This is a genomic window from Exiguobacterium sp. PFWT01 (genome assembly GCF_018255795.1).
Taxonomy (GTDB): Bacteria; Bacillota; Bacilli; order Exiguobacteriales; family Exiguobacteriaceae; genus Exiguobacterium.
The window spans coordinates 2306445-2329849 of the sequence record NZ_CP073755.1; the positions used below are offsets into that span (position 1 = coordinate 2306445).

General features: G+C 45.9%; 25 protein-coding genes, 2 tRNA genes and 1 other annotated feature. Of the genes, 12 read left to right on the forward strand and 15 right to left on the reverse strand.

The window, feature by feature from the left end; all coding sequences use genetic code 11:
• Window positions 1-99 precede the first annotated feature (99 nt).
• From KD909_RS11910 to KD909_RS11925, 4 genes are all read right to left on the reverse strand, one after another.
• Window positions 100-1392, reverse strand: a complete 1293-nt coding sequence (locus tag KD909_RS11910; protein WP_196431581.1) for an ABC transporter substrate-binding protein — start codon at window positions 1390-1392, stop codon at window positions 100-102.
• Window positions 1393-1551: 159 nt separating this feature from the next.
• Window positions 1552-2532, reverse strand: a complete 981-nt coding sequence (gene asnA, locus KD909_RS11915) for an aspartate--ammonia ligase (RefSeq protein ID WP_211781673.1) — start codon at window positions 2530-2532, stop codon at window positions 1552-1554.
• Between the two features lie 69 nt (window positions 2533-2601).
• Window positions 2602-2842, reverse strand: a binding site (T-box leader).
• 105 nt (window positions 2843-2947) lie between these two features.
• Complete coding sequence (locus KD909_RS11920; RefSeq protein WP_249199031.1) at window positions 2948-3850, reverse strand: carbohydrate ABC transporter permease; 903 nt, start codon at window positions 3848-3850, stop codon at window positions 2948-2950.
• Window positions 3847-4752, reverse strand: coding sequence for a carbohydrate ABC transporter permease (locus KD909_RS11925; RefSeq protein WP_211781674.1), 906 nt, complete (start codon window positions 4750-4752; stop codon window positions 3847-3849). Before KD909_RS11925 ends, KD909_RS11920 begins: the two co-directional genes overlap by 4 nt.
• Window positions 4753-4996: 244 nt before the next feature.
• Here KD909_RS11925 and KD909_RS11930 point away from each other — a divergent pair, with 244 nt between their 5' ends.
• The 3 genes from KD909_RS11930 (at window position 4997) to KD909_RS11940 (ending at window position 10089) form a co-directional block, all read left to right on the forward strand.
• On the forward strand, window positions 4997-6682 hold the full coding sequence (locus KD909_RS11930) for a formate--tetrahydrofolate ligase (RefSeq protein ID WP_211781675.1): 1686 nt from the start codon (window positions 4997-4999) through the stop codon (window positions 6680-6682).
• A gap of 14 nt (window positions 6683-6696) precedes the next feature.
• On the forward strand, window positions 6697-7605 hold the full coding sequence (locus KD909_RS11935) for an alpha/beta fold hydrolase (protein WP_211781676.1): 909 nt from the start codon (window positions 6697-6699) through the stop codon (window positions 7603-7605).
• A gap of 171 nt (window positions 7606-7776) precedes the next feature.
• Entirely contained in the window at window positions 7777-10089 is a 2313-nt protein-coding gene (locus KD909_RS11940; RefSeq protein WP_211781677.1) for an SH3 domain-containing protein, read from the forward strand.
• A 38-nt stretch (window positions 10090-10127) separates the two neighbouring features.
• Here the strand turns inward: KD909_RS11940 and KD909_RS11945 are convergent, their stop codons facing one another.
• From KD909_RS11945 to KD909_RS11955, 3 genes are read right to left on the reverse strand one after another with little or no spacing between them, the layout of a single operon-like run.
• Window positions 10128-10541, reverse strand: coding sequence for a DUF3805 domain-containing protein (locus tag KD909_RS11945; protein WP_211781678.1), 414 nt, complete (start codon window positions 10539-10541; stop codon window positions 10128-10130).
• Window positions 10538-11092: a hypothetical protein gene (locus KD909_RS11950; RefSeq protein WP_249199032.1), complete on the reverse strand. Its 555-nt coding sequence runs from the start codon at window positions 11090-11092 to the stop codon at window positions 10538-10540. Before KD909_RS11950 ends, KD909_RS11945 begins: the two co-directional genes overlap by 4 nt.
• Before the next feature lie 2 nt (window positions 11093-11094).
• The gene (locus tag KD909_RS11955) at window positions 11095-11454 is read right to left on the reverse strand and encodes a hypothetical protein (RefSeq protein WP_211781679.1); all 360 of its coding nucleotides are present in this window, start codon (window positions 11452-11454) and stop codon (window positions 11095-11097) included.
• A 138-nt stretch (window positions 11455-11592) separates the two neighbouring features.
• On the opposite strand from KD909_RS11955, the gene KD909_RS11960 reads away from it, so the two are divergent.
• The 4 genes from KD909_RS11960 to KD909_RS11975 all read left to right on the forward strand — a co-directional run bounded on the left by KD909_RS11960 (window position 11593) and on the right by KD909_RS11975 (window position 13327).
• A tRNA-Gly gene (locus tag KD909_RS11960) sits at window positions 11593-11666 on the forward strand.
• 15 nt (window positions 11667-11681) lie between these two features.
• Window positions 11682-11755, forward strand: a tRNA-Gly gene (locus KD909_RS11965).
• A 156-nt stretch (window positions 11756-11911) separates the two neighbouring features.
• Complete coding sequence (locus KD909_RS11970; protein WP_211781680.1) at window positions 11912-12712, forward strand: MBL fold metallo-hydrolase; 801 nt, start codon at window positions 11912-11914, stop codon at window positions 12710-12712.
• 408 nt (window positions 12713-13120) lie between these two features.
• Window positions 13121-13327 (forward strand): DUF3006 domain-containing protein, encoded by a 207-nt coding sequence (locus KD909_RS11975; RefSeq protein WP_015880796.1) that lies wholly within the window; start codon window positions 13121-13123, stop codon window positions 13325-13327.
• A 49-nt stretch (window positions 13328-13376) separates the two neighbouring features.
• On the opposite strand, the gene KD909_RS11980 is transcribed toward KD909_RS11975, so the two are convergent.
• Window positions 13377-13943, reverse strand: a complete 567-nt coding sequence (locus KD909_RS11980) for a TlpA family protein disulfide reductase (RefSeq protein WP_249199033.1) — start codon at window positions 13941-13943, stop codon at window positions 13377-13379.
• Between the two features lie 75 nt (window positions 13944-14018).
• On the opposite strand from KD909_RS11980, the gene KD909_RS11985 reads away from it, so the two are divergent.
• Window positions 14019-14873, forward strand: a complete 855-nt coding sequence (locus tag KD909_RS11985) for an aldose 1-epimerase family protein (RefSeq protein ID WP_211781682.1) — start codon at window positions 14019-14021, stop codon at window positions 14871-14873.
• A 39-nt stretch (window positions 14874-14912) separates the two neighbouring features.
• On the opposite strand, the gene KD909_RS11990 is transcribed toward KD909_RS11985, so the two are convergent.
• From KD909_RS11990 to KD909_RS12000, 3 genes are all read right to left on the reverse strand, one after another.
• Entirely contained in the window at window positions 14913-15131 is a 219-nt protein-coding gene (locus KD909_RS11990) for a PspC domain-containing protein (RefSeq protein ID WP_074037769.1), read from the reverse strand.
• Between the two features lie 20 nt (window positions 15132-15151).
• Window positions 15152-15859, reverse strand: coding sequence for an SDR family oxidoreductase (locus KD909_RS11995; protein ID WP_015880792.1), 708 nt, complete (start codon window positions 15857-15859; stop codon window positions 15152-15154).
• Between the two features lie 79 nt (window positions 15860-15938).
• The gene (locus KD909_RS12000; RefSeq protein ID WP_249199034.1) at window positions 15939-17135 is read right to left on the reverse strand and encodes an LCP family protein; all 1197 of its coding nucleotides are present in this window, start codon (window positions 17133-17135) and stop codon (window positions 15939-15941) included.
• Window positions 17136-17331: 196 nt separating this feature from the next.
• On the opposite strand from KD909_RS12000, the gene KD909_RS12005 reads away from it, so the two are divergent.
• Window positions 17332-18246: a hypothetical protein gene (locus tag KD909_RS12005; RefSeq protein ID WP_211781684.1), complete on the forward strand. Its 915-nt coding sequence runs from the start codon at window positions 17332-17334 to the stop codon at window positions 18244-18246.
• Window positions 18247-18424: 178 nt separating this feature from the next.
• Here the strand turns inward: KD909_RS12005 and KD909_RS12010 are convergent, their stop codons facing one another.
• Window positions 18425-18652, reverse strand: a complete 228-nt coding sequence (locus tag KD909_RS12010; protein ID WP_031421006.1) for a hypothetical protein — start codon at window positions 18650-18652, stop codon at window positions 18425-18427.
• A 271-nt stretch (window positions 18653-18923) separates the two neighbouring features.
• Between KD909_RS12010 and KD909_RS12015 the strand changes: the two genes are divergently transcribed.
• Window positions 18924-19796, forward strand: a complete 873-nt coding sequence (locus KD909_RS12015) for a hypothetical protein (protein ID WP_211781685.1) — start codon at window positions 18924-18926, stop codon at window positions 19794-19796.
• Between the two features lie 64 nt (window positions 19797-19860).
• Here KD909_RS12015 and KD909_RS12020 read toward each other — a convergent pair whose 3' ends face one another.
• The gene (locus tag KD909_RS12020) at window positions 19861-20232 is read right to left on the reverse strand and encodes a hypothetical protein (protein ID WP_015880787.1); all 372 of its coding nucleotides are present in this window, start codon (window positions 20230-20232) and stop codon (window positions 19861-19863) included.
• 102 nt (window positions 20233-20334) lie between these two features.
• Between KD909_RS12020 and KD909_RS12025 the strand changes: the two genes are divergently transcribed.
• Window positions 20335-20748 carry a VOC family protein gene (locus KD909_RS12025; protein WP_015880786.1) on the forward strand — a complete coding sequence of 138 codons (414 nt, stop codon included), beginning with the start codon at window positions 20335-20337 and terminating at the stop codon, window positions 20746-20748.
• An 11-nt stretch (window positions 20749-20759) separates the two neighbouring features.
• Here the strand turns inward: KD909_RS12025 and KD909_RS12030 are convergent, their stop codons facing one another.
• Window positions 20760-21806: an NAD(P)/FAD-dependent oxidoreductase gene (locus tag KD909_RS12030; protein WP_211781686.1), complete on the reverse strand. Its 1047-nt coding sequence runs from the start codon at window positions 21804-21806 to the stop codon at window positions 20760-20762.
• A gap of 168 nt (window positions 21807-21974) precedes the next feature.
• On the opposite strand from KD909_RS12030, the gene KD909_RS12035 reads away from it, so the two are divergent.
• Window positions 21975-22529 (forward strand): methyltransferase family protein, encoded by a 555-nt coding sequence (locus tag KD909_RS12035; protein WP_211781687.1) that lies wholly within the window; start codon window positions 21975-21977, stop codon window positions 22527-22529.
• Between the two features lie 36 nt (window positions 22530-22565).
• On the opposite strand, the gene KD909_RS12040 is transcribed toward KD909_RS12035, so the two are convergent.
• Complete coding sequence (locus KD909_RS12040; RefSeq protein ID WP_015880783.1) at window positions 22566-23375, reverse strand: DUF368 domain-containing protein; 810 nt, start codon at window positions 23373-23375, stop codon at window positions 22566-22568.
• Window positions 23376-23405: the final 30 nt, after the last annotated feature.

Here is a 23405-nt window from a genome sequence, read left to right on the forward strand (position 1 = left end):
CCCACCGGTATGTGTGTGGTTTATATGGGATTCCTGTGACAATTTCTTCATAAAAAAAACACAGACGGTGAAGGGGTCGTTTCACCGTCTGTGCCATGCTTATTTCACTTTGTCTTGCCATACTTTCGTGAAGTCCTGAAGCATCTCTTCACCTGTTTTTTGTCCACCGACATATGCCTGCATAAGGGCACCATATTCATTCACTGCTCCATCCGGATACTTAAACCAGTTCCAAGAGATGGTCTTCCCTTCATTCGAATACGCCAAGATATCGTCTGCGAGTGGTCCAAGGTCGTTGGCTTCAATCGACTTGAAGGCAGGGATGAACTTGAACTTGTTGACCATGTAGTCTTTTCCTGTATCCGACGTCGCCATCCACTCTAAGAAGTCTTTCGCTTCTTCTTTATACTTCGAGTTTTTGTTGACGACCCAGTTGTTCGGGACGCCGACTGGAAGTCGGTCCATCTTCTCCGCATCGTCATTGATTGGGATCGGGACGAAGCCCATCTCCATATCTGGATTTACGTCGAGGATCATTTGTTGTGCCCAGTTCCCTTGTTGGAGCATTGCTGTCTCTCCTTGAGCGAACTGTGTGACTTGAGTATTATAGTCCGTCGTCAACGGGTTTTTGTTCCCGTATTTAATCGTCAAATCAAACAATTTCAAAAACTCTTGGAACTGTTCATTGTCTTCAAACTTCGCTTTATTCTCATTGAGCGCTTGAATAAATGCATCCGGGTCGTCTTGTTGCGCCATCGGAATGTTCAACAAGTGGATTCCTAAAATCCAGAACTCTGCATAACCGACAGAGAACGGTGTGATTCCCGCTTGCTCAAGTTTCTCAGCAGCATCTGTCAGTTCAGAGAGTGTTTTCGGTAACTCTTTGATCCCTGCTTTTTCAAATAGTTCTTTATTATAGATAAATCCGTAACCTTCGAGGTTCATTGGCATTCCGTACAGTTTACCGTCCATCGTCATCGGCTCTTTGGCGACTTCTGTCAAATCTCCGACCCACTTCTCGCTTGAGAGGTCCTCGAGTTTATCTTTCCATGTTTGTGCTTCCGTGAATCCACCGTTGTTGAAGATATCCGGTTCATTTCCTGAGGCGAATTGTGATTTGAGGGCCGCACCGTAGTCTGCTCCACCACCGACGGTTTGAACCGTGACTTTCACACCCGTTTCCTCTTCATACTCTTTTGCCATCGCTTCAAGGTCTTTCGCAATCTCTGCTTTGAATTGGAAGACGTTTAACGTGACGTCTTTTTTGTCGCCACTATCTGCATTCCCTTCAGAAGAACCTTCGTCCGTGAGTGATCCGCCGCCGCAAGCCGCGAGTGATAAGACCATTCCAGCCGTCATGACCGCTGTAGACAATTTCCACTTCCGTTTCATCTCATTTCCTCCCTTAACCTTATCCATCTTTACAAACTCAACTTTAAATGAAAACGCTTCCACAATGTAGGTGTCAAAATTGACGGATAGGGTGGAAAATGTTGCACAGAAAAACAGGACTCTTTTTTCGAGTCCTGTTCCGTGTTTCTTCTTATTATATTACAACAAGCTGATGCCAGCTTCTTTACACGATTGAATGACTTCTTGCGGCCAGACCGATGTTTGCACTTCTCCGATATGACGCGCGCGCAAGAGATACATTGCGACACGCGATTGTCCGATTCCGCCCCCGATTGTAAGAGGAAGCGTTCCTTCGAGCACTCCTTGATGGAATGGGTACGCGCGCTTCTCTTCCGCGTCTGCTTTCTTCAGTTGCGCATCAAGTGCCACTTCGTCGACACGAATGCCCATCGATGACAGTTCAAATGCTGACTCGAGCTCAGGGTGCCACACGAGAATGTCTCCGTTAAGCGACCAATCATCATAGTCTGCCGCTCGTCCATCGTGTTTCATACCTGAAGCGAGAAGATCTCCGATTTGTGAGATGAAGACCGCACCGTACTCTTTACAGATAGCCGTTTCACGTTCTTTCGGCGTCATCGTCGGATACGTATCCTCCAACTCCTGACTCGTGATGAAATGAATCATTTCCGGAAGAATCGCTTTAACACCGTACGCTTTCTCTACTTCCGCTTCTGTTTCACGGAGCGCAGCGTAAATCGACTCCACCGTTGCTTTCAAATATTCCATCGTCCGTTCTTCTCGAGCAATCACTCGTTCCCAGTCCCACTGATCGACGAATAAAGAATGTGTCGCGTCGAGTTCTTCGTCGCGTCGAATGGCACGCATCTGAGTGTACAATCCTTCACCGACACCGAATCCGTAACGACCGAGCGCTTCACGTTTCCATTTCGCGAGTGACTGAACGATTTCAAGTTCATGTCCCGGATACATCGTATCAAACTGAATGATACGCTCCACACCGTTCAAGTGATCGTTGACCCCACTCGCCGATTCGACGAATAGCGGTGCTTGTACTTGAATCAGTCCGAGTTCACGTGAGACTTTCTCCTCAAAAAGTGCCTTTACTGCTGCGATCGTCTGCTGTCTTTCCTTCATCGTGCTTGTTGCTGTTGTCATTTTCCGTTTCCTCCAATTGTGGAATATTTGAAAATGAAGCCATGAAAAAAAGCCCTCCATTCCCATCGAACATGGGACGGAAGACTTCGGTTCCGCGGTGCCACCCAAATTAGTAGACGAATCTACTCACTTTTTCGAGACAATCATCTCGTAACTCCGATAACGGGGAGCGGTCCGGCTACGTCTACTGGCAAAGCGTTCGGGTAGCGACTCCAGGAAGTTTTTCGACGAAGGGTTAAGACCGGGCTCACACCACCCCCGGATCGCTTGGCTCACTACCTTCGTGTACTCGTCCTTTCGACGTCGTTCACAATTGAATTGAGTTCATTATTATAAATATTCAGATTAATGTCAACGATTTTTTTCAAAAAAAAATAATCCTCCGTGTAGCGAACGGAGGATTCCCTTGGGAGGGTTATTTAATCGAACCACTTGTGATCCCTTTGATGATATGCTTCTGCATGCCGAAGAAAAAGACCAGAAGGGGAACGATTCCTAACACTAAACCTGCTAATGCCAAATCCCATTGTTTCGTGTACTGTCCAAAGAAATAGAACGTCGCGAGCGGGATGGTCCGTAACTCGACATCACGAAGAACAAGCGATGGTAATAAGAAGTCATTCCAAATCCATAGACTGTTCAAGATGACGATCGTCACCGTGATTGGCTTGAGCAGTGGAAAGACGATGCGCCAGAAGACACCCCATGTCGAGCAACCGTCGATGATGGCGGCTTCTTCAATCTCCTCAGGAATTGACTTCATGAATCCGTGATAGAGGAACACCGAGATACCAGACCCAAACCCTAGATACATGACGATCAGGCCCCAATGACTATTTAACAGACCGAGGATGCTCGAAACTTTCACGAGCGGAATCATGATGGACTGGAACGGGATAACCATCGCTGCCACGAACAAGAAAAAGATCATTGTGGAAACCCAATGTTTCGTCCGAACGAGTTTCCACGCCGCCATCGAGGTGAAGATGACAATGACCGCATTCGCTCCGACCGTGATGAGAAGGGAGTTCAAAAAGACACGTCCATAATTCATCGCTTCCCACGCCTCTGTATAGTTTGAGGTCAACCACTCGTTCGGTAAGGCGGACGTATTCGTAAAGATTTCCGCCATCGATTTGAACGAGTTGGCAATGACGTAATAGAATGGGACCAAATAGAGCAGTCCGAGCAAGATGGCAACGAGCTCAATGATTCCAAGATTCCAAGAATACGTTTCCGGACGAAGCGGACGTTGCGGAATGCGCTTCGGTGTCTTCTCTATGTTTCTCTCGACATGTTCCAATTTTTCCGTCGTCATGCTTCCACCTCCCGTTTTTTCGTCACGTACACTTGCGTCACCGTAATCGCAGCCACGACCAAGAAGAAGATGACCGCCTTCGCTGACCCGAGACCATAATTGTTATTCACAAAAGACTCCGTATAAATATTTAAGGCCAACATCTCGGTCGATTTGAACGGTCCACCATTCGTGAGCGACAAGTTCGTATCAAACACTTTGAACGACCAAGAGATGGTTAGGAACAAACAGATGGTGATCGATGGCATAATCATCGGTAGCGTAATATGGCGGAGCATCTTAAGACGGTTCGCCCCATCAATTCGTGCCGCCTCCATCAAATCAGTCGGCACGTTTTGTAGCGCCGCGATGTAGATGACCATGACATACCCGCCGCCTTGCCAGATGGCGACAATCACGATTCCCCAAAATGCCGTTTGCGCATCACCAAGCCACGGTAATTCGAATAAGCTCCACCCCGTCAACGCACCGATCGAGGCAAATCCTTTCACATAAATGAACTGCCAGATGAACCCAAGAATCAAACCACCGATCAAGTTCGGCATGAAGAAAATTGTGCGTAGGAAGTTTCGCGTCTTAATGTTCATCGTCAATAATAGCGCCAATGAGAAACCGACGATATTCGTCAACAGGACAGACACGAGCGTATATTTCGTCGTAATCCAAAAAGAAGCGCGGAACTGTTCATCTTCAAAAAACAAGCGGTGATAGTTATCCAATCCGACAAAGTTCAGCTCTCCGGTGACACCGTTCCAGTCAGTGAAACTATAGTAAATGCCATTAAAAAATGGGATGAGTACGATTGCGACAAATGCCAGAAAAGCAGGTCCGACAAATGCTATAAAGCTCGCAGGTTTCTTCCAATTCCATCTGCGTTTCGTCCGTTTAGTAGTCTCAGTCATGTGTATCGCCTCCACTATCACTGTATCGTGTCAAACCCTCAATGAAAACGGATACATTTGACGGAAAGGGTGGAAAATATTGAACGGAATGAATGAATTTGAAGGTGTGATGAGTTATGATAAAATCAATGATAATACGAACGGATTGAATATGATTTGCCTTGATTCATATTTTAATCCGAAATTCCCGAATGATTTTAAGATAATAAAAAGATATCGTTCGATAAACGGAGGGACTTTTTGAATGACAACGACGAAACCATTATCTGACCTTACGATTGCCCAACAAGCCAAAACCTTGCCGATTAAAGACATCGCAGCAAAAATCGGATTACACGAAGATGACCTTGATCTTTACGGAAAATATAAAGCTAAACTTTCTTACGATGTCCTCGAGCGTGTGAAAACGCAGGAAGACGGAAAACTCGTTCTCGTCACAGCGATCAATCCGACACCAGCTGGTGAAGGAAAATCGACGGTGACGGTCGGGCTCGGACAGGCGTTGAACCAGTTGGATAAACAAGCAATCGTCTGTCTGCGCGAACCTTCACTCGGTCCGACGATGGGTCTAAAAGGTGGCGCTGCTGGTGGTGGCTTCAGTCAAGTTCTCCCGATGGAAGACATCAACCTCCACTTCACAGGTGATATGCATGCGATCACATCGGCCCATAATACGATCAGTGCCATGATCGACAATCACTTGCATCAAGGAAACGACCTTGGGATCGATGTCCGACATATCGTCTGGAAGCGCGTCCTTGACTTAAACGACCGCGCACTTCGTCATGTCACGGTCGGTCTCGGTGGTCCTGCTCACGGAGTCCCTCGTGAGGACGGATTTGATATTACCGTCGCTTCGGAAATCATGGCGATTCTCTGTTTGGCCGATTCATTGGACGACCTAGAAGAACGCATCAAGCGAATCGTAGTCGCCTATGACCATCAAAAAGAACCAATCACGGCAGAACAAATCGGGGCGGCCGGGGCGGCGACGTTACTGTTGAAGGAAGCCTTTAAACCGAACCTCGTCCAAACGCTCGAACAGACACCCGCACTCGTCCACGGCGGACCGTTCGCAAACATCGCGCACGGATGCAACTCACTGATCGCAACGAAGACTGCATTAAAGCTTGGGGAGTATGTGGTGACGGAAGCTGGGTTCGGTGCAGATCTCGGGGCAGAAAAGTTCTGTCATATCAAATCTCGAGTCGGTGATTTGAATCCGGATGCGGTCGTACTCGTTGCAACCGTTCGTGCTCTAAAAATGCACGGTGGCGTTTCAAAAGATCAGCTTCACATCGAGAATGTCGGTGCAGTCGGCGAAGGATTAAAATTACTCGCCAAACACATCGATACGATGAAAAAACTCGGTCTGCCTACGGTCGTCGCATTGAACCGTTTCAATTCAGACACAGAAGAGGAACTTGCAACCGTTCTTGATTGGTGTGCGGCACACGGTATTCGTGCTTCGCTCAGCGAAGTATGGGCAAACGGCGGGCTTGGGGGTCGACAATTGGCCGAAGCAGTCATTGACGCCGTCGAGTCGAACGAAAGTAAACTGACGCCTCTATATGAGTTGACCGATTCAATTGAACAAAAGATTAAAACCATTGCGAGAGAAGTATACGGTGCTGCAGACGTCGTGTTCACCGCCAAAGCTCAAAAGCAAATGAAAGATGTACAGGCGAACGGCTGGTCGGACCTTCCCATTTGTATGGCGAAGACACCGTTCTCCCTCTCAGACGACCCTTCAAAATTCGGTTATCAACAAGGATTCACCATCACCGTTCGCGAATTAAAACCTTCAGTGGGAGCAGGATTCCTCGTCGCCTTAACAGGCAACGTGTTGACGATGCCAGGGTTACCGAAACATCCAGCGGCTCTCAATATGGGAATTGACGAATCTGGAAAAGCAATCGGCCTTTTCTAATAGGGGGATGACACATGATCGTATCGCAGTTGACGTATCCTGACGGGTATCAAACAGAAGTGATGCACGTTCAGGCAGAGCAATCGATTGGAAAAATATTCATGTTTCACGGGATGCTCGAACATCACAAAAGATATATTGAGTTCGCACAGTTTATGGCAGATAATGGCTACGACGTATTTGTGTGTGACTTGCGAGGTGCGGGTACAAGCGCTCATGACCAACAGTCTTATGGACACCTTGCTCCTGGCGATGGCTTTCAGCAACTTGTCGAGGATGCTCAATATCTAATCGACCGTTACGAGGATGGGCGCCCTACTTATGTGTTAGGCCACAGTTTCGGTTCCCTGCTTGCTCGTCGACTCGGTCAAATCATGGGGCATGCCTTGGCTGGATTGATTGTCGTCGCCCCGCCCCCACATCCTGGGGTCGCAGGTGAAGTGGGGCATCGTTTAATCGCTACCGTCATGAAACGGAAAGGTGCCACCCATCAATCACGTTTCTTTGAACGCCTCTTGTTCGGACGTTACAACCTTAAGTTTTTACCTGCTCGAACGGATAGTGACTGGCTCTCAAGTGCTCCAGACGAAGTCGACTCCTATCTCGCCGACCCAAACTGTGGCGGTCTGCCTTCCCTCGGTTTTTTACATGAAGTGACACGTGCTTCCTTAGATGTCACCACGGCTGCACGGATTCATGAACATCCGAAGTCCCTTCCAGTTCTGTTCGTTGCCGGAGTGGACGATCCTGTCACGCATGATGGTGAAGGATTGAACGGAATCATTAAGAAGTATCGAAATGCGGATGTCGAACTCGCAGTCGTCACATACGACAATGCCCGACACGAAATTCTTCGCGAAGCGCACCGTGAACAAGTGTGGTCAGATATTCTTACCTGGATGAAGCAAAATAGAATCCATTAATTTACTCAGTCCCCTTTTATAAGGGGATTTTTCATTTACCTGATTTTAGAAAAATTATTTTAAGCATTTACCTTTTTTGAAATTCTGCTTCTTCTTTCCAATTTTTAAGTACGTTATACTTAGACCGCAATCACTTTTAATCACGTTTTTTCATCCGAAAGGGGTAACATATTGAAATCGACACTCTCACGATTGGGGGTTGCCACCATCGTCTCAGGTACGATTCTGAGCACCCTTGCGCCTCTCCAATCATACGCAGCAACATCCGAAGGAACAGTCAACACACCCATTTTAAATGTACGATCTGATTCATCGACATCGTCTTCAATCGTTGGCAAGTTAACAGAAGGAACGACGGTAGACGTATACGCCGTCAACGATGAATGGGCACAAATAGAGTTTAAAGGACAGAAACGATATGTTTCTTCTGACTATTTGACCCTCCTTCCTACATCCATAAAAAATACGAATTCACTCTATATAGCTAAAGAAAATGCTCAAATGTACACTTCTATGACAAGTTCTTCATCTATTAAAGCATCGATTAAGCAAGGAGATACAGTGACCTACTTGTCTACTCACGGTGCGAGTGGTTCTTGGTATAAGGTGTCCTATAAAGGAAATACTGGCTATGTAGCTAAACGCTATTTCTCTCTTTCTAAGAGCGGATCAGTGACTTCTCAAGTCACCAAATCCTACATGACAATAGCCACTACAAAAGTACATGTATCTACTTCTTCATCTTCTCGAGTCGTTGTCACTTTATCCAAAGGACAGAAAGTAATTCTTCAATCACTTCATGGAGCAACTAACTCATGGGCAAAAATTTCTTATAACGGTGTCACTGGATATGTCGCGATGAAAAACCTTCAATCGACCACTACTACACTAACAAAGTCACTGTTTGTTCATAATCCGACAAATCTTTATAATTCAATGTCTTCTTCTAAAACAGCTATTCGTGCGTTGAAACCTGGAACAATTGTTACGCGAATTTCGACTCACGGCGCAACTGGTTCATGGTCCAAAGTAACATATCAATCAACTACTGGTTACGTACCGACTCGTGATCTTTCTGAAACTTTTACACCTATAGCGACACCTTATTACGCCCAGCAAGATACAAAATTGTATTCTTCAATGTCTAGCTCCAAGAAAACTTTACTTCAAATACCAAAAGGTACTAAAGTAGAACAATTCGCTAAGTTTGGAGCCAGTGGATCTTGGTATCAAGTTCGTTATAATAATACAACTGGCTATGTGGTAGCACGTGACTTTGCGCTAACACCACCAATCGGTATCAAAAAAAATGTGTCTTACACAAACTATCCAATGACAACCCAAACGATGGCGGAACGTCAAATGGCACAATTTGCTCAAACCGATGCGCACCGTTTCGAAAACGCCTATTTACCTCGTGCCTGGGTCAGTGTAAACGGTGTGACAGGAACGATAACTAAACCTGAAATGATTGTTGTCTCTAGAGTAGGTACTGCCCTAAAAGCGGCGGCTTCATCTAATTCATCTACGCTTATAAAAATCCCTTATGATGCAGAGATTGAATATGTCAATCGATACACCTCGGGTTCAACCACTTGGTACAAAGTAAAGTATGGTTCCATTACTGGATACGTAACACCAAGTTCAGTTGTAGGAACTGCCAACATACTAAGCCAACCTTCACTAGGTTCACATGCATATGGTCAAATCAACACAGGTGAAAAAGTATCCATTACAGGACAGCAGGGGAACTATTACACGATTTCGTATAAACGACCAGCCGGACACAATATCCGAGTCTTTGATAACACTTGGCGTCGTGCTTCAGTTGATGATCTTCTTCCATACGTCGATCCTAGCCAGATTGATGCAAACTCTCGATCATTCTATCAATTCTTAGATTTATCGAAGAGCGCTGGGACAACTGCAACAACATTGAACAAGGTCCTCACATCGAAAGGAACGCTCAGCGGACAAGGTCAGGCATTCGTTGATGCGGCTAGTATGTATGGCGTGAACGAAGTGTATCTTCTCTCGCATGCCATCCTTGAAACTGGTCACGGTACATCCCTTCTCGCAAAAGGAGTTCCTGTCGATAAAGATGGAAATGCATTGATCAACTCGAGTGGGAATCGGATTTATCCGGAACGTCCTGTTGCCGCAACCGTCTATAATATGTACGGTATTCAAGCAACAGATAGCAACCCTCTTGGAAACGGCGCCAAATACGCTTTCCAGCAGAAGTGGTTCTCTCCTAAAGAAGCGATTATCGGAGGAGCTTACTGGATTGGGGCTAGCTATATCAATCACCCGACATATAAACAAAATACGCTGTATAAGATGCGCTTCAATCCTTCTTCACCAGGAACGCATCAATATGCAACGGATATCGGATGGGCCGCAAAACAAACGACAAGCATCTATAATATCTATCAATCACTTGATGCTTACACACTCAACTTCGATGTACCAAAATATCAGTAAAAAAGGAGACACGCGCCTCGTTGGCGTCGTGTCTCCTTTTATGTCCACTCGATCGAATCAATGATCGATTCAATCTCCATCTTTTCATTGGTCACTTGATCGGCTACGTAAGTTAAGAATAAAAGCCGTTTCCCGTCGGTCAAGGACCATACATCTAAATGCATCCCGTCTTCAATCCCACTCGCGTAGGCCGTTGTCATATCACTCGCTTCAGTCGTGATACTCGGAGCAACCTTCACATCAATCGGGAATTCGCCTAAGAACGTATTCAATTCGCTCATTGCGGATTGTTTTGGTTCTTGCGAATCTTCTGATTCATAGATTGAGATTTGGAGCGTCCCTTGTGCATCCGCTTCCGTCGAGTAAAAACTCACATAGTCTTCCTCTTCGCTGTATTCATAATGTTCCGGATACGTCAGGCGGAACCACCCATCAATTTCGTACTCTTTCATGCTGTTTTCTCCTTTACTTGCTTGAATGCCAGCCCTGTGACCATTTTAGCTTGAAGCGCGTACTTCAAGCGTTCGGTCACGTAAAGACGTTGGCTATTTACGTCTTGGGCGATCATATGTCCAAATAAGTTCATGCGGACAGTTTGATTGGATAGGAAATAGAGTCGACCCGCACTCAGCGGACGATATTCGTTTGAATGTTCAAGGTATTCGATTTCAAAGCGGCGGAGGACGTTCAGCGCACAGTAACGATCGGTTTTCCCGGTACTCGTATGAAGCTCGACACGAACGAGCTGAACGTCATACGGACAGACATTCATGAAGATCGGTCCCACCCGCTCATGGATCAAGAGGATACCCATATCGGTCTCAATTAAATCTGGCAGGGCTCCTTCATCTTGCGAGATGCTCAGCACGACGTACGGTCGGTTTGTCGGTGCAAGCAATTCCCCTTTGTAAAATCGAAATCGTTGAATTCCTGTTAGAACCCGGGCACGCCAAGCACTCCCTCGAGCCTCGGCTTCCATCCGATACAACCTCTCTCCACTCACGCTTACTCCCCCTTCACTTGTTTGAGCGCATCGACGAACGTTTCCCATTCTAGGTTGTCACAAACAACCTTATTTTCCAATCCCCATTCTTCATCGATTGTCAAACGTACTTCGTTCGATTGTGCGTGACGGGTGACTCGAAGATCTCCTATTTGAATCATATTCGGATGAATCTCAAACGTCATACTTGGTAATCCGACCCACTTGATTCGATTCGTTCGTAACACAACTTGCCATTCTTGGTCATGGCGGATTGAAAACGTCCAACTTCGGAGAGACACCGTCGTGTCCGTTTGTTTCGATTGTTTCAACATTCGAAACCCTTCACCCATCAGTCGTAAATATGATTTTCGCTCACTCATATTTCATTTCTCCCCTTTTTTCTATTATCTGTGTTGTGAATAGGATTCTGCAACCTAAAAAGTTTTTTTAAAAAAGGGTTTGCAAATTCCATCGTATATGCTATTATATCAAAGTAACGTTAAGAGTTCATACGTTTCGCGGGTGTAGTTTAATGGTAAAACCTCAGCCTTCCAAGCTGATGACGAGGGTTCGATTCCCTTCACCCGCTCCATATTTTTTCTTTCATGCGGGTGTAGTTTAATGGTAAAACCTCAGCCTTCCAAGCTGATGACGAGAGTTCGATTCTCTTCACCCGCTCCAATATCGACATATACGCGAGAGGATCTCGCACACATACACTGCACGGTTGAGACCTTGCAAAAGCAGAAAGTCACACGACTTTCTGCTTTTTTGTTGTTCCATCCATTGTTTTGGGGAAAAGAGAGATTGAATCCATACAGACGAGGAGGAACCCCATTGATTCAAGCGAAGCTGCAATCCTTTACCGTATACGAAAGCGCGTTGATGCGAACGACATCGACCCTCGTCGATACACCGGATGCCCTTTTATTGATTGATCCGACCTGGCTCCCGGAAGAAATCGCGACGATTCGGCGTGACATCGAGTTACAGCGTCGCAATCGTCCGCTTTATGTCATCTTCACACACCATCATTTTGATCACATCATCGGAGCTTACGGCTTTTCAGATGCAACAACGATCGCCTCACAGGCTTTCGTCGATGCAGACTCATCTGACCAACTAAATGAGATTCGCGAGTTTTATGAACAGTATTACATTGATCACCCGATTCAAAAACCTGACATCGACCTGGTCATCCAACCCGATCAAACGATTTTAATCGGTTCGGTGCCCGTAACCTTCCTTTCTACACCCGGTCATGATGCCACACATATGTCCGTTCTAATCGAATCCATGAATCTTCTCGTCTGTGGGGATTACGGTTCCAATGTCGAGCCACCGTTTATCGAACACGACCCAACCGCCTATCTTGATACGCTACAAACCTTACAATCACTCATCTACGAACATGAGATTCGTTGGTTCGTACCAGGTCACGGTGACTTGTGTGACAACCGAAGTCACATGATTGAGCGATTGAGTGCGGCGGAAGAGTATATCTTGGCACTCCCTGAAGAACGCCACTGGTCTCCTGCATGGCCAGAGTACGCCTTTTTTGACCGTGTTCATGAACGGAATCGAAAGATGGTGGAACAAAAAGAGACCGATCGCCGGTCTCGTCAACAAGACGTATAAAAAAATCGCAACGTCTCCCCAAGACGTTGCGATTTCCCCCTATGTAGACCTATTTCTTTGTGACGCGTTCTGAGCGGACCGTGAACATACGGTCAACCCCATAGATCGTTACTCCCGTCAGAGCGAGTAACCCAATCATTGCAGAAGAAAACATGACCATCCCCCCATTGTTCACAGTTTCGTCATAATCACCCCGTGGTTTTATTATAAAAGACCACCTTCAAAAAAGAAAGCGTTTTCTTCAAACTTTCTTCACATTTCCCGCATTTAACCTCTATCGTTTTTTGATACAACGTCCCTATAGTGATTAGACAGGCACGTGTAAAGATGTGTAGCTTTTGTGGAATGTGGGAATACATGATGTAAGGATAAAAAGAGACAGAAGCTGCTCGTCGAGGAGGAAGAGGTATGATTAAGTACGGTACATTGGTACGGATCGAGGGAAAATATGCCGTATTGAGATGGAATAACGGCTCAAGCTTCATCCCTAGACGATTCCTACCATCCGAAGCACGTGTTGGTGATACGATTATTCGAGACAATCATCATTATTATCTTGAAGAAGATATGACCCCTAACTTTGATGCGTTGATCAAGCAACACTACAAAAGCTGAACGGTCTGCCCTCTCTAACCGGGCAGGTCGTTCAGCTTTTTTGAATGGGTCACTCTGAAATGTCGTCAAGTTGTTGTTGGAGCCATGCCTCGTCAACCGGACCCGTTTTTTTCGCCACGATGATTCCTTTTGCATCTAGAACGTACGTTGTCGGTAATGCGACAACTCGATATCGCTGCTCGACAGCGGCCTCTTCATCTAACAGAATCGGAAAATCGACGGGATACTCATTCAAGAATGCCTCCACGTCCTCTTTTCCTCGTCGCTCATTTTTGGTGACGTTCACACCAAGTACTGGGATGCCTGTCGCTTCTTCAAACGATACAAGTTCAGGGAACTCCTCCCGGCACGGTGGACACCAAGAGGCCCAAAAGTTAATGACGACCGGCTGTCCTTGGAACTCAGAAAGGGTCATCTTCTCCTCATCTAACGTATTTAATGTGAAGTCTGGGGCTTGTTGCCCCACTTCGAGTCCTCCTAATACCGATTCATCTTGGACGATCGGAACCGCCTCTTCTTTCTTTTGTGTCATCATATATTCCTCGTAGCCTTTATATGCGAGGCCAGCAATCAATAGAAGGATCAGCGTTCCAATACCAATTCTTTGTAAGCGCATCATTTACCCCTTGTTTGTTTTACTTAAGATTTCTACACTTAACTTATCATAAACCCGTAAAGGAGCGTATGGATTGTGCAACTACAAAACGAGAAAATACAGATTACCTTAAAGGCACAAGGTGCTGAAATGACGAGTTGGAAAGTATCTGGAACTGAACTCTTATGGCAAGGGGACCCGACCTACTGGGGACGACAAGCCCCGATCCTCTTCCCGATTGTCGGGCGGTTGCTCGATGATCAATATGTATATGAGGGAAACACCTATACGATGAGTCAACACGGATTCGCCCGGGACGCTATGTTCGAAATCGAATCTTCTACAGCCACGTCGGTCCGCTTCACATTGAACGATACATCGGAATCGCGTCAACACTATCCATTCCCATTCACACTGTCCGTGTCCTATCAACTTGTGGGCGAAGAAGTGATTGTGACGTATCGAGTCCATAACCCGGGCGAAGCGACGTTACCGTTTAGCATCGGTGGTCATCCTGCATTCAATATTCCGTTCATGGGTGGGACATTTGAAGACTACGTGATCGATTTCGGCGAAATCCGCTCTCTCGATCGCTACTTGCTCGAGGGTCCTTATTTAACAGGCGCGTATCAACCACTCGGAGAGCGTCAGTATATCCCCCTCACTCGGTGGTTATTTGACGACGACGCACTCATTTTTGAAAAGATTGAGTATGCTGCACTCCGACATCAACCGACCGGCGCAGCCATCGTGATGGAAAGTCCCTCTTTCACGCATTTCGGCATCTGGTCTCCGCCGCAGAAAGACGCTCCGTTCGTCTGTTTGGAACCTTGGTTCGGACATGCAGATTATAAAGGACATCGAAAAGATTTCCTACACAAAGAAGGGATCCAACTTCTTGCACCAAATGAGACGTTTGAAGCGAGTTACACATTATACGTGGAGAACTAAAAAAATCAATCCGACGTCTTGTCGGATTGATTTTTTGGTTTAGAAGCGATCGTCTTGTTCGGCTTCATATTCTGACACCGGCTTTTTCATGATGAGCGCCAGAATGATATAAATGAGGAGTCCCGGGCCACCGAGAAGGGCCATCGCCACAAATAGGACACGCATAATGGTGACGTCCACCCCGAGATAGTTTCCAAGCCCTGAACAAACACCGGCAATCATTTTATTGTTTGGGTCTTTATAAAGTTTCCGTTCCATGTCATCTTCTCCTCAACTCATTATGATCGTTGTGGTCGACGTAATGTCGTTCTTCCGCCGTTCGCAACCTCTCCACGCCCTTCAAAGTCGAGCGCTTCATTAATCGGTGTGCTACCAGACTTGATTTCGATTCGGCGACCGTACAGACCCCGGTTGTCAAGAGACGCTGCGATGACAGTCGCGACATCCGTTTCGGAAATCGTCGCACCATCCGCATCATTCAAGTCCTCTGATGCTTCGATTGAACCTTTACTCGGTTCATCGACAATGGTCACTGGGCAAATAATCGTATAGTTCAAACCGCTATGTTCGATATACTCGTCAGCGGCATTATTAGCTGACAGAAAGTTGAAGAGTTCTTTCGGTGCAGCGTTCGGTTGATCGGCGCCATAGGCACTGAGTAAGACGACATGACGTACCCGTTCCTTCTTGGCGGCATCGATGGCATTCATCGCAACGTTTCGGTCAAGCAGTTCAATTTCAGTGCTCGAACCATCCGCGCCGGCAGTTGCCGCAATAATAACGGCATCTTGTCCACTTGTCGCCTCATGTACTTTCTTCTCGAGTTCTGTCTCGACATCAACCGTCAATACGTGTGCACCCATTTTCTCGTACTCTGCTTGTAGTTCAGGATAACGAATTAAAGCGGTCACTTGATGGGTTTTCGCCAGGCTTTTCAATACACGTTTCCCGATCTTTCCTGTTGCTCCAATGACTAAAACTTTCATTCAAATTTCCCTCCTCAAAAGAGTAGTTCATTTGATTAAAATTCCTCTTTCAAGTCAGAATCAAACCCTTTTCTTAAAATTATCTGACAGTACCCCAAACGGATAAATCAAGGGCGTCTCGAATCGCCTGCACGCTCTCTTCTAACGGTTCATAGTAATACACGTTATTGATATAAGCATCTTGACCCTCGACTTGCATCTTATTCACCTCAGGATTCGAGATCATCGTCAATCCGACAGATGCCATTTGCAAGACGTTCATCTCAAGTCCCATTTCTTCTTTCATGAAGCGGTACGTAGCCGGAATTTTTGTCCAACCTGAAGGACTCGCCAGCTTTTCAGCGACAGCTGTCATGACCTCCGTTTGACGATTCGAACGCGCTCCATCCGTATCCGATTTACGGTGTCTCGCATACGCCAAGGCCATGTCTCCATCCATTGCATAGGAAACACCTTCTGTATACTCATACGTCTGGTTGAACCCTTTCTCGCTAAACGAATGCGTCGCCGTGACATTCACCCCACCAATCAAATCAATCAATTCCATGAACGATTCGAACGTGATGACGACTTGTCCATCGACCGAGGCATCGGTCAGCCCTTCCACGGCACCAATCGTACACTCTGCGCCGCCGAACGCGAACGCATGCGTAATTTTGTCACCTTCCCGTTCAGGTTCACATGGAATCGCTGTATACGTATCACGTGGAATCGATACGTTCTGAACAGTCCCAGAACGTGGTACGAACTCCATCAACTGCAGGGAGTCTGTACGAGATCCTGACAACGATTCCCCTACCCGCGCATCGCTCCCCATAATGAGGAATGTGAATGGAGCAGTCGCAAAATATCCAACAATCAGTAGCATCGCAAGTAGGAAAAGGACAGCTTTCCCTTTCCATTTACGCTTTCGTTTCGTTGGTTGTTTAGACGCATGATCCGTTTCTCGTTTAGCGGGAGTAGATGGTTTCGATGGTCTCGTCGTCTGTCGGGATGTTGGACGAGATGATTTCCGTTTCGAAAATAATGAAACCCGGGGCAGTCGTTTCCGACTCGACTTTGCCGTCCCATTTTTCGTCCTTGGAGATTCTTTCGTTTGTTCATTTAAAAAGGGATGTTCTGATTGGCGCGTTACCCGTTCACGCTGTTGTTCAGATTGTGCATGTATAGAGGGCTCGTCCGCTTGACCATGGTCCACACGAGACGATTCGATTTCTTGTTGTTCTAATTCGCGCTTTCTACGTTCAACACGCGATAAATGTTGTTCATCTTTCATCATTATGATCCTCAACTTTATCAATTTTTCTCTATTATCCCGAACTAGCCATCATCTGACAACGTTTCTTACGAAAATCCGTCTTAAGCATGAGAGCAAATGATTGTTTCAGATGAAAACCGGGAAAGGAATAATAATTGTTGTCTGCCCAAATCGAGATTTCCCTCGAGAAGCTTGACTGAAAGGAGGAGAGCTGATGCGCATCGGAAAGTTACGCGTGTTGTTAGAACAGTATGGCGAGGCGACGTTACGCGATTTGCTCGTCGAAATGTACCGCCACACTCCTAAAGATGTGATTGATGATCAAGATTTTGATTTTATGATCAGCCAATACACGCGCTATAAAGAGAAAAAAAATTCTGAAGAGCGACATTCGCTCTCGCAAACCATCACCTTGGCGGAACGGTTTGTTAATTCTGCGTATGAACATTTGTACATTCGTCCGAATCAAGTCATGTCAGAACGCGACCAAAAAAATTGGTACATCCACGCTAAAAAAATCATTCGCGATTTAGCACATTACGCAGAGGAATATACAGAAGCACGGACGATGTATGAAGAAATGTTTTACCTCCTCTCTACATCGGCTGGCGAAGAACCGCTCTTCTCTACGAGTGACCCATTTCGTCTTTTAAAAATTTCACAAGTCACCATGCTCAAACAACTCATTCACTATTATCAGCTCGATGCCCCGATTGATACCGTTTGGATTGACCGCGCCCTATACACCGCACTCCACGTGCCAAAAGATGTTGATTCTACACGAATCGATTTACTCTCAACGCTACCTATCGAACACAGTCATGCCAATACAAGAAAACTCATCCACTCCCGCCTCTTAAAACTTTGCGATCGGATGTTAGAAAAGTCCCAAACAGAGGATACCGCGCTCGAAAACTATCAAGCACTCAAGATGTTAGAACTCCGTCTTCTCGTCGCTGAAGGGAATTTGAAAGAAGCGGAACAAAAATTGTTCGCTGAATATATTCCATTCTTTTCTCATCGCTCCGAACCATTTCGGGTATATGTCGACTTTTTAGAGAGTCACGGACACACTAGTGAGACGAAGCGCTTAAAGCGCATTGCCAAAGAAAAACGAATTCGATTTTAAAAAAAGGGAGTCAATCGATGGGATCGATTGACTCCAATACATGATATGAACGAGGGGTGTTCATTTGAAAAGGAGGACAGAAAGTTGGTGCAGAACTTTCTTCCTACACATATAAGTATAAGGGAACGATTGTAACCGTTACCAAATCACTTATTGCATTTTTGTGAACGTTTTCACGTTATTCAATCGTATTCATCATGCCAAGTCCGATGACAGATAACAATACAATTAATACGAACAAATACACCATTTCATTCGGCGATTGAAATCCTTCATGAATTTCTACATCTTCTTCGACAATGATATTTTCATGAATGACGACCGGCTCTGTCTCGGCCATGGCTGCAGACGGTGTTACTGTCAACCAAAGCACAGAAACCAGAATCAGTTGATAAATGTATTTCATCATATACTCCTACTCCGTGTTTTCATTGTGTTTAAGTATAGCACGTCTCATCCGTTCATTGCGCTGACATTTGACGAATCTCACAGATGAACGATGAAACGAAATCCATTTCATTGTATTGAACGGATATGTTCTATTTTACTCGAACCTTTTTCTGGCGTAATTGATTTTTTCTCGAGTCAGGTTTCATCATACTGCCACACCCCTCGATGCAAGATAGCGCTTACAATTTATTTGTACTTATCATTTGATAAAGAAAGAAGGATTCTTCGTGAAACGAGCGCTACGTTTTGTAGAATGCAGGCAATTACCGTTACATGAGCGTATTTCCATTCAGTCGCTATATCCTTTAAGCAAGGTCCCTTTGCTTCTCTCCCTCCCCTCACATCATCACGTCTATGTTGCACTCAATCGCGATGCCCCGCTCGCTTCAATCGTCGCAAACGACGAACATCTTGAGACGGAACATGCCATTCGCCTTTCTCAAGCCACATATTGTGATCGTCACGTCTTTCGCGGACTACTTCACCGTTTGATCTATGAGCGAAGTCGAGAAACGACGTACCCGATCACGTACTATCTTCAGGAGGAAGACTATCAAAATCAAGATAAGCTTCGAATATATGAAGCAGCAGGATTTCAAGTATTCCATCAAACGAAAACGTATCATCTACCGTTCATCCCGTGTGAGAAAGCAACTCATAGCGATTGGACACTCGAATTAGTGGACTATTCAAGAAGAGCCGATTGGCTCACATTTCGAAATGAGCATTGTCATCTCCTTCCGAGTGCCATGTCAATGACAGATGAACAATTCGCACGAGAAGTTCGCCAGCAAACATTGTTCTATTCCGTGAAGTGGAATCGACAAGTGATTGGAATCATGAAAGTTCGCTTACATATGTACCATATTTCAATACAGGAGATGCATGTTGATTGTGATGAGCCTTTATTGAGGGACGCCATTTCATTCCTTCAACAAAAATTTTTCTACATGTTCCGATACATTGAAGAGGCACATATTTCAGCAACAAATCTGCAACCTGATTTGACTTATATACTTCGACGCCACGGTACCCAAATCTCAAATATTTGTCGTTATACGTACACGCTACAGGCACCACCGACCCCGATTTATTTATAACAATCAAAAGACGTCGAGCAAACCAACTCTTTCTCAAAGGAAAAAGTTGTTCATTCGACGTCTTTTATTCTGCAGCAGTAGTCGACTCCATCGCTAGAGGCGGCATCGCTTCAAACAGTTCTGTCCGAAGCCCCGTGTCTCTCAAATCGAGTGATTCAATCCGGTCGAACTTAATTTTGCGATCGACGACGTTGAACCAATACGTAATGTTTGGTTCATCTTTAAAACGAATCGCATAATTCGACCCATTTAAGTGAAAGTCAACCTCGGTAGACAGCAACTCGGTCGGACCAATCTGTTTATGGGTCGTTAATCGTTCAAGGACAACCTGTTCTTCATTGATGCGATAGTCGACAAACGTCGCAAGCGAGAGTCCAAACACAAATGATACAAGGGCGAAAGTGCCCACCAAACCCATCGTGATTTTTCCGTTCATTTCGCTGTCCCTCCCTCTCCTATTATATCGGATAAGCGTGAAACGTTGTGAAGTGACATTTTGTTCAACTTTAGGCAAACTGAAGAAGGAGGAGGAATATACATGCATATCGATCATACTGGGATTGCCGTTCGAGACTTAGACGAGGCAATCACATTTTATACGACGGTCTTAGGAGGAAAACTCGTGGACCGCTATACGAACACGGCAATCGGGGTAGAGACCGAGTTGGCCGTCATTCATATTGGAGAGGATGTCATCGAATTGTTACGTCCGACTAGTAAGACGAGTCCGATTGCCCGGTTCATGAAAGCTCGAGGGAAGGGTGTCCATCATATCGCCTACCGTGTCGATGATTTGGATGAAGCGATTGCCGCTCACAAACAGAACGGCATCACCTTTTTAGAAGACACCCTACGTACGACGGCGAAAGGTAGACGCTTAATCTACATGGACCCGCGACATTCAGGCGGTGTGATTACCGAGCTTTGTGATTACCCTAAAGAAAAGCAGTAAGAGTCCCCCTCTTACTGCTTCATGATAGTTTCTTCTATGATTTGACGATTCTTCTCTTTCAACCGTTCATTGTGAGAGGACACCATTGCGGTAGCGGTAGCATTCGGGTCAATGTATGTTTTGGCCCGGTTCACCGCATTCGCAGCATCTTGAAACGCTCCCGCGATGAGATGTACTTTCCCTTCATGCGTGAGAATATCACCCGCAGCGTACAATCCCGGTACGGATGACTCGCTACCTGAATTCCCTTTCACATAAAATCCATCCTTCATGTCAACCTGTAGTTCGCTGTTCTGAAGTAGCTCTGCGTCTTGTTCGTATCCGTGATTGATGACCACTTCATCGACATCGATTACGTTCGTCTCCCCTGTTTCGACATGAGTCAAAAGAACTTGTTGAATCGACTTCCCATCGTGAGAAATCAAATCCGTTACTTTCGATTGTGGGCAACAGTCAACTCGACTCTGCTTAATTTTTTCAACTTGTGCTTCATGTCCACTGAGTTCTTCTTTCCGATACGTCAACACGACCTGCTCTGCAATCGGCTCGAGCGCATTCGCCCAATCGACAGCACTATTGCCGCCACCCGATATCAAGACGCGCTTGCCCTTAAAGCGACCGAGTGATTTAACCGTGTAATGGAGGTTCGACAATTCGAACCGCTCCGCTCCGCTCACTTCAACCTTATGCGGTTTGAGGATTCCACTTCCGGTCGCAACGATGACGGTTTTGGAAATGTGGTGACCGTTCGTCGTGTCAATTCCGAATAAATCGTCTGAGCGTTTGGAAATCGACTCCACCTTCTCGCCAAGAAGGACCGTCGGAGAGAAGGTGAGGCCTTGCTCGACGAGTTGGTCAATCAGTTTTGCCCCAGTCGTCGGAAGAAGTCCACCCACATCCCAGACCATTTTCTCTGGATAGACGTGTACTTTCCCACCTAAAAAAGGCTGAAATTCGATTATTTTTGTCTTCATGCCCCGTAAACCGCTGTAAAAAGCGGCATACAATCCAGCCGGTCCCCCACCGATAATCGTCACGTCGAATACTTCCTCGTTCATCGTCGCACCCTTCCTCTCTATGTATATAAAAATGATAATCATTCTCATTAGATAATAACCTGTTTTCATTACTTTGACAATTCTTTTCGAATATCGTCGTGATGGATTGGGTTTTTCTTATGCGTAGGTCGGGTAATGAAACATGAATCAAAAGGGAGGATGTGCGTGATGGATTGGATGGATCTCCTATTAATCGTCGGATCATTTTTTTGGCTAGTTGAAACGTGGCAATTTCGTAATCGAAAAGAGGCATCAGACGGGGCTGTCGAGCGAAAAAGCTTTTACTTTGTAGCGACGACGATGATCGGCGTCTTTGGTTTGTCTCTTGTTTCCTCGTTTATGTTCGAATCACAGCCTCCAACGGTTCAACGAATCATTGGACTCACATTTTACATAGCCGGCGTGTCGTTACGTTATTGGGGAATTTTACACTTACGTCATCAATTCACACGACATGTCGTCGTCCGACCGGAAGACGAACTCGTCAGCTCGGGACCGTATCGTTACTTACGCCACCCTCTTTACACTGGGTTGTTATTAATCGCGTTCGGATTCTCGCTATACTTTATTCATTGGGGGATTGCATTGATTGGTGCGGGTCTCACCTCGCTTGCGTTACTGTACCGCATTCGAATCGAGGAAGGTATGCTCATTCGCCATTTCGGTCAGTCTTACCAATCCTGGTCGAAGACGCGCAAGCGCCTCTTCCCCTTCATCTATTAAAAAGGAGTCCGGCTCATCGCTGGACCCCTTTTTCATTTAGACAGAATATTTGCTGAGTAATCGGACGACGATGACCCCCGCAATGAATGCGACGATACTGAGTATCCACATGACTCCGGAAGCTGGTACACCCGGAAACACGACGGCGAGTGAGCCGATGACCAATCCGATAATGACGGAGAACGTCATCCCCGGGAAATTCGCCAACAAGTAACGAATGACTTTACTACTTACAATAAAGCCGACGGCCACTCCAGCACCGACAATCCCGATAATCAACAGATTGAAGTTTGAGATGGCGCTGATGACGGTTGGATAAACACCAATTAACAACAAGACGAATGAACCGCTAATTCCAGGAAGCAACATCGCCATGCTGCCTAACCAGCCGGAGAAGAATAAGAGAAGTGCCGTTCCAAACGTCACGTCTGTCATAATCGACGAATCAACCGGATTCAGAAATGCCATACTCGCGACAAGGATGGTTGCGACAACCATGGCAATGACATGGACCGGACGAATCGATGCGCGTGATTTAAATTCCACGAATAGAAGTGGAATAATCCCTAAAATCAATCCGATAAAGAAAAACTGTGTCGGTGCGTAGTACTCAAGTAACAAGTATTCAATGACGCGACTGAGCGCGATAATGGCTGTCCCCATTCCAATTGCCAATGGAATCAAGAACCCAATATATTTCTTCCAATATCGGCTAAAAACGCCGCTAATCGCTTCGATAAGTTGATCGTAGATGCCCAAAATGACTGCGATGGTACCGCCGCTTACACCAGGAATTAAATCACTCGTTCCCATGGCCATCCCACGCCAGATATTCTTCCACTCCATAATGTATCTCCTTTACGTATATCTTTCCTC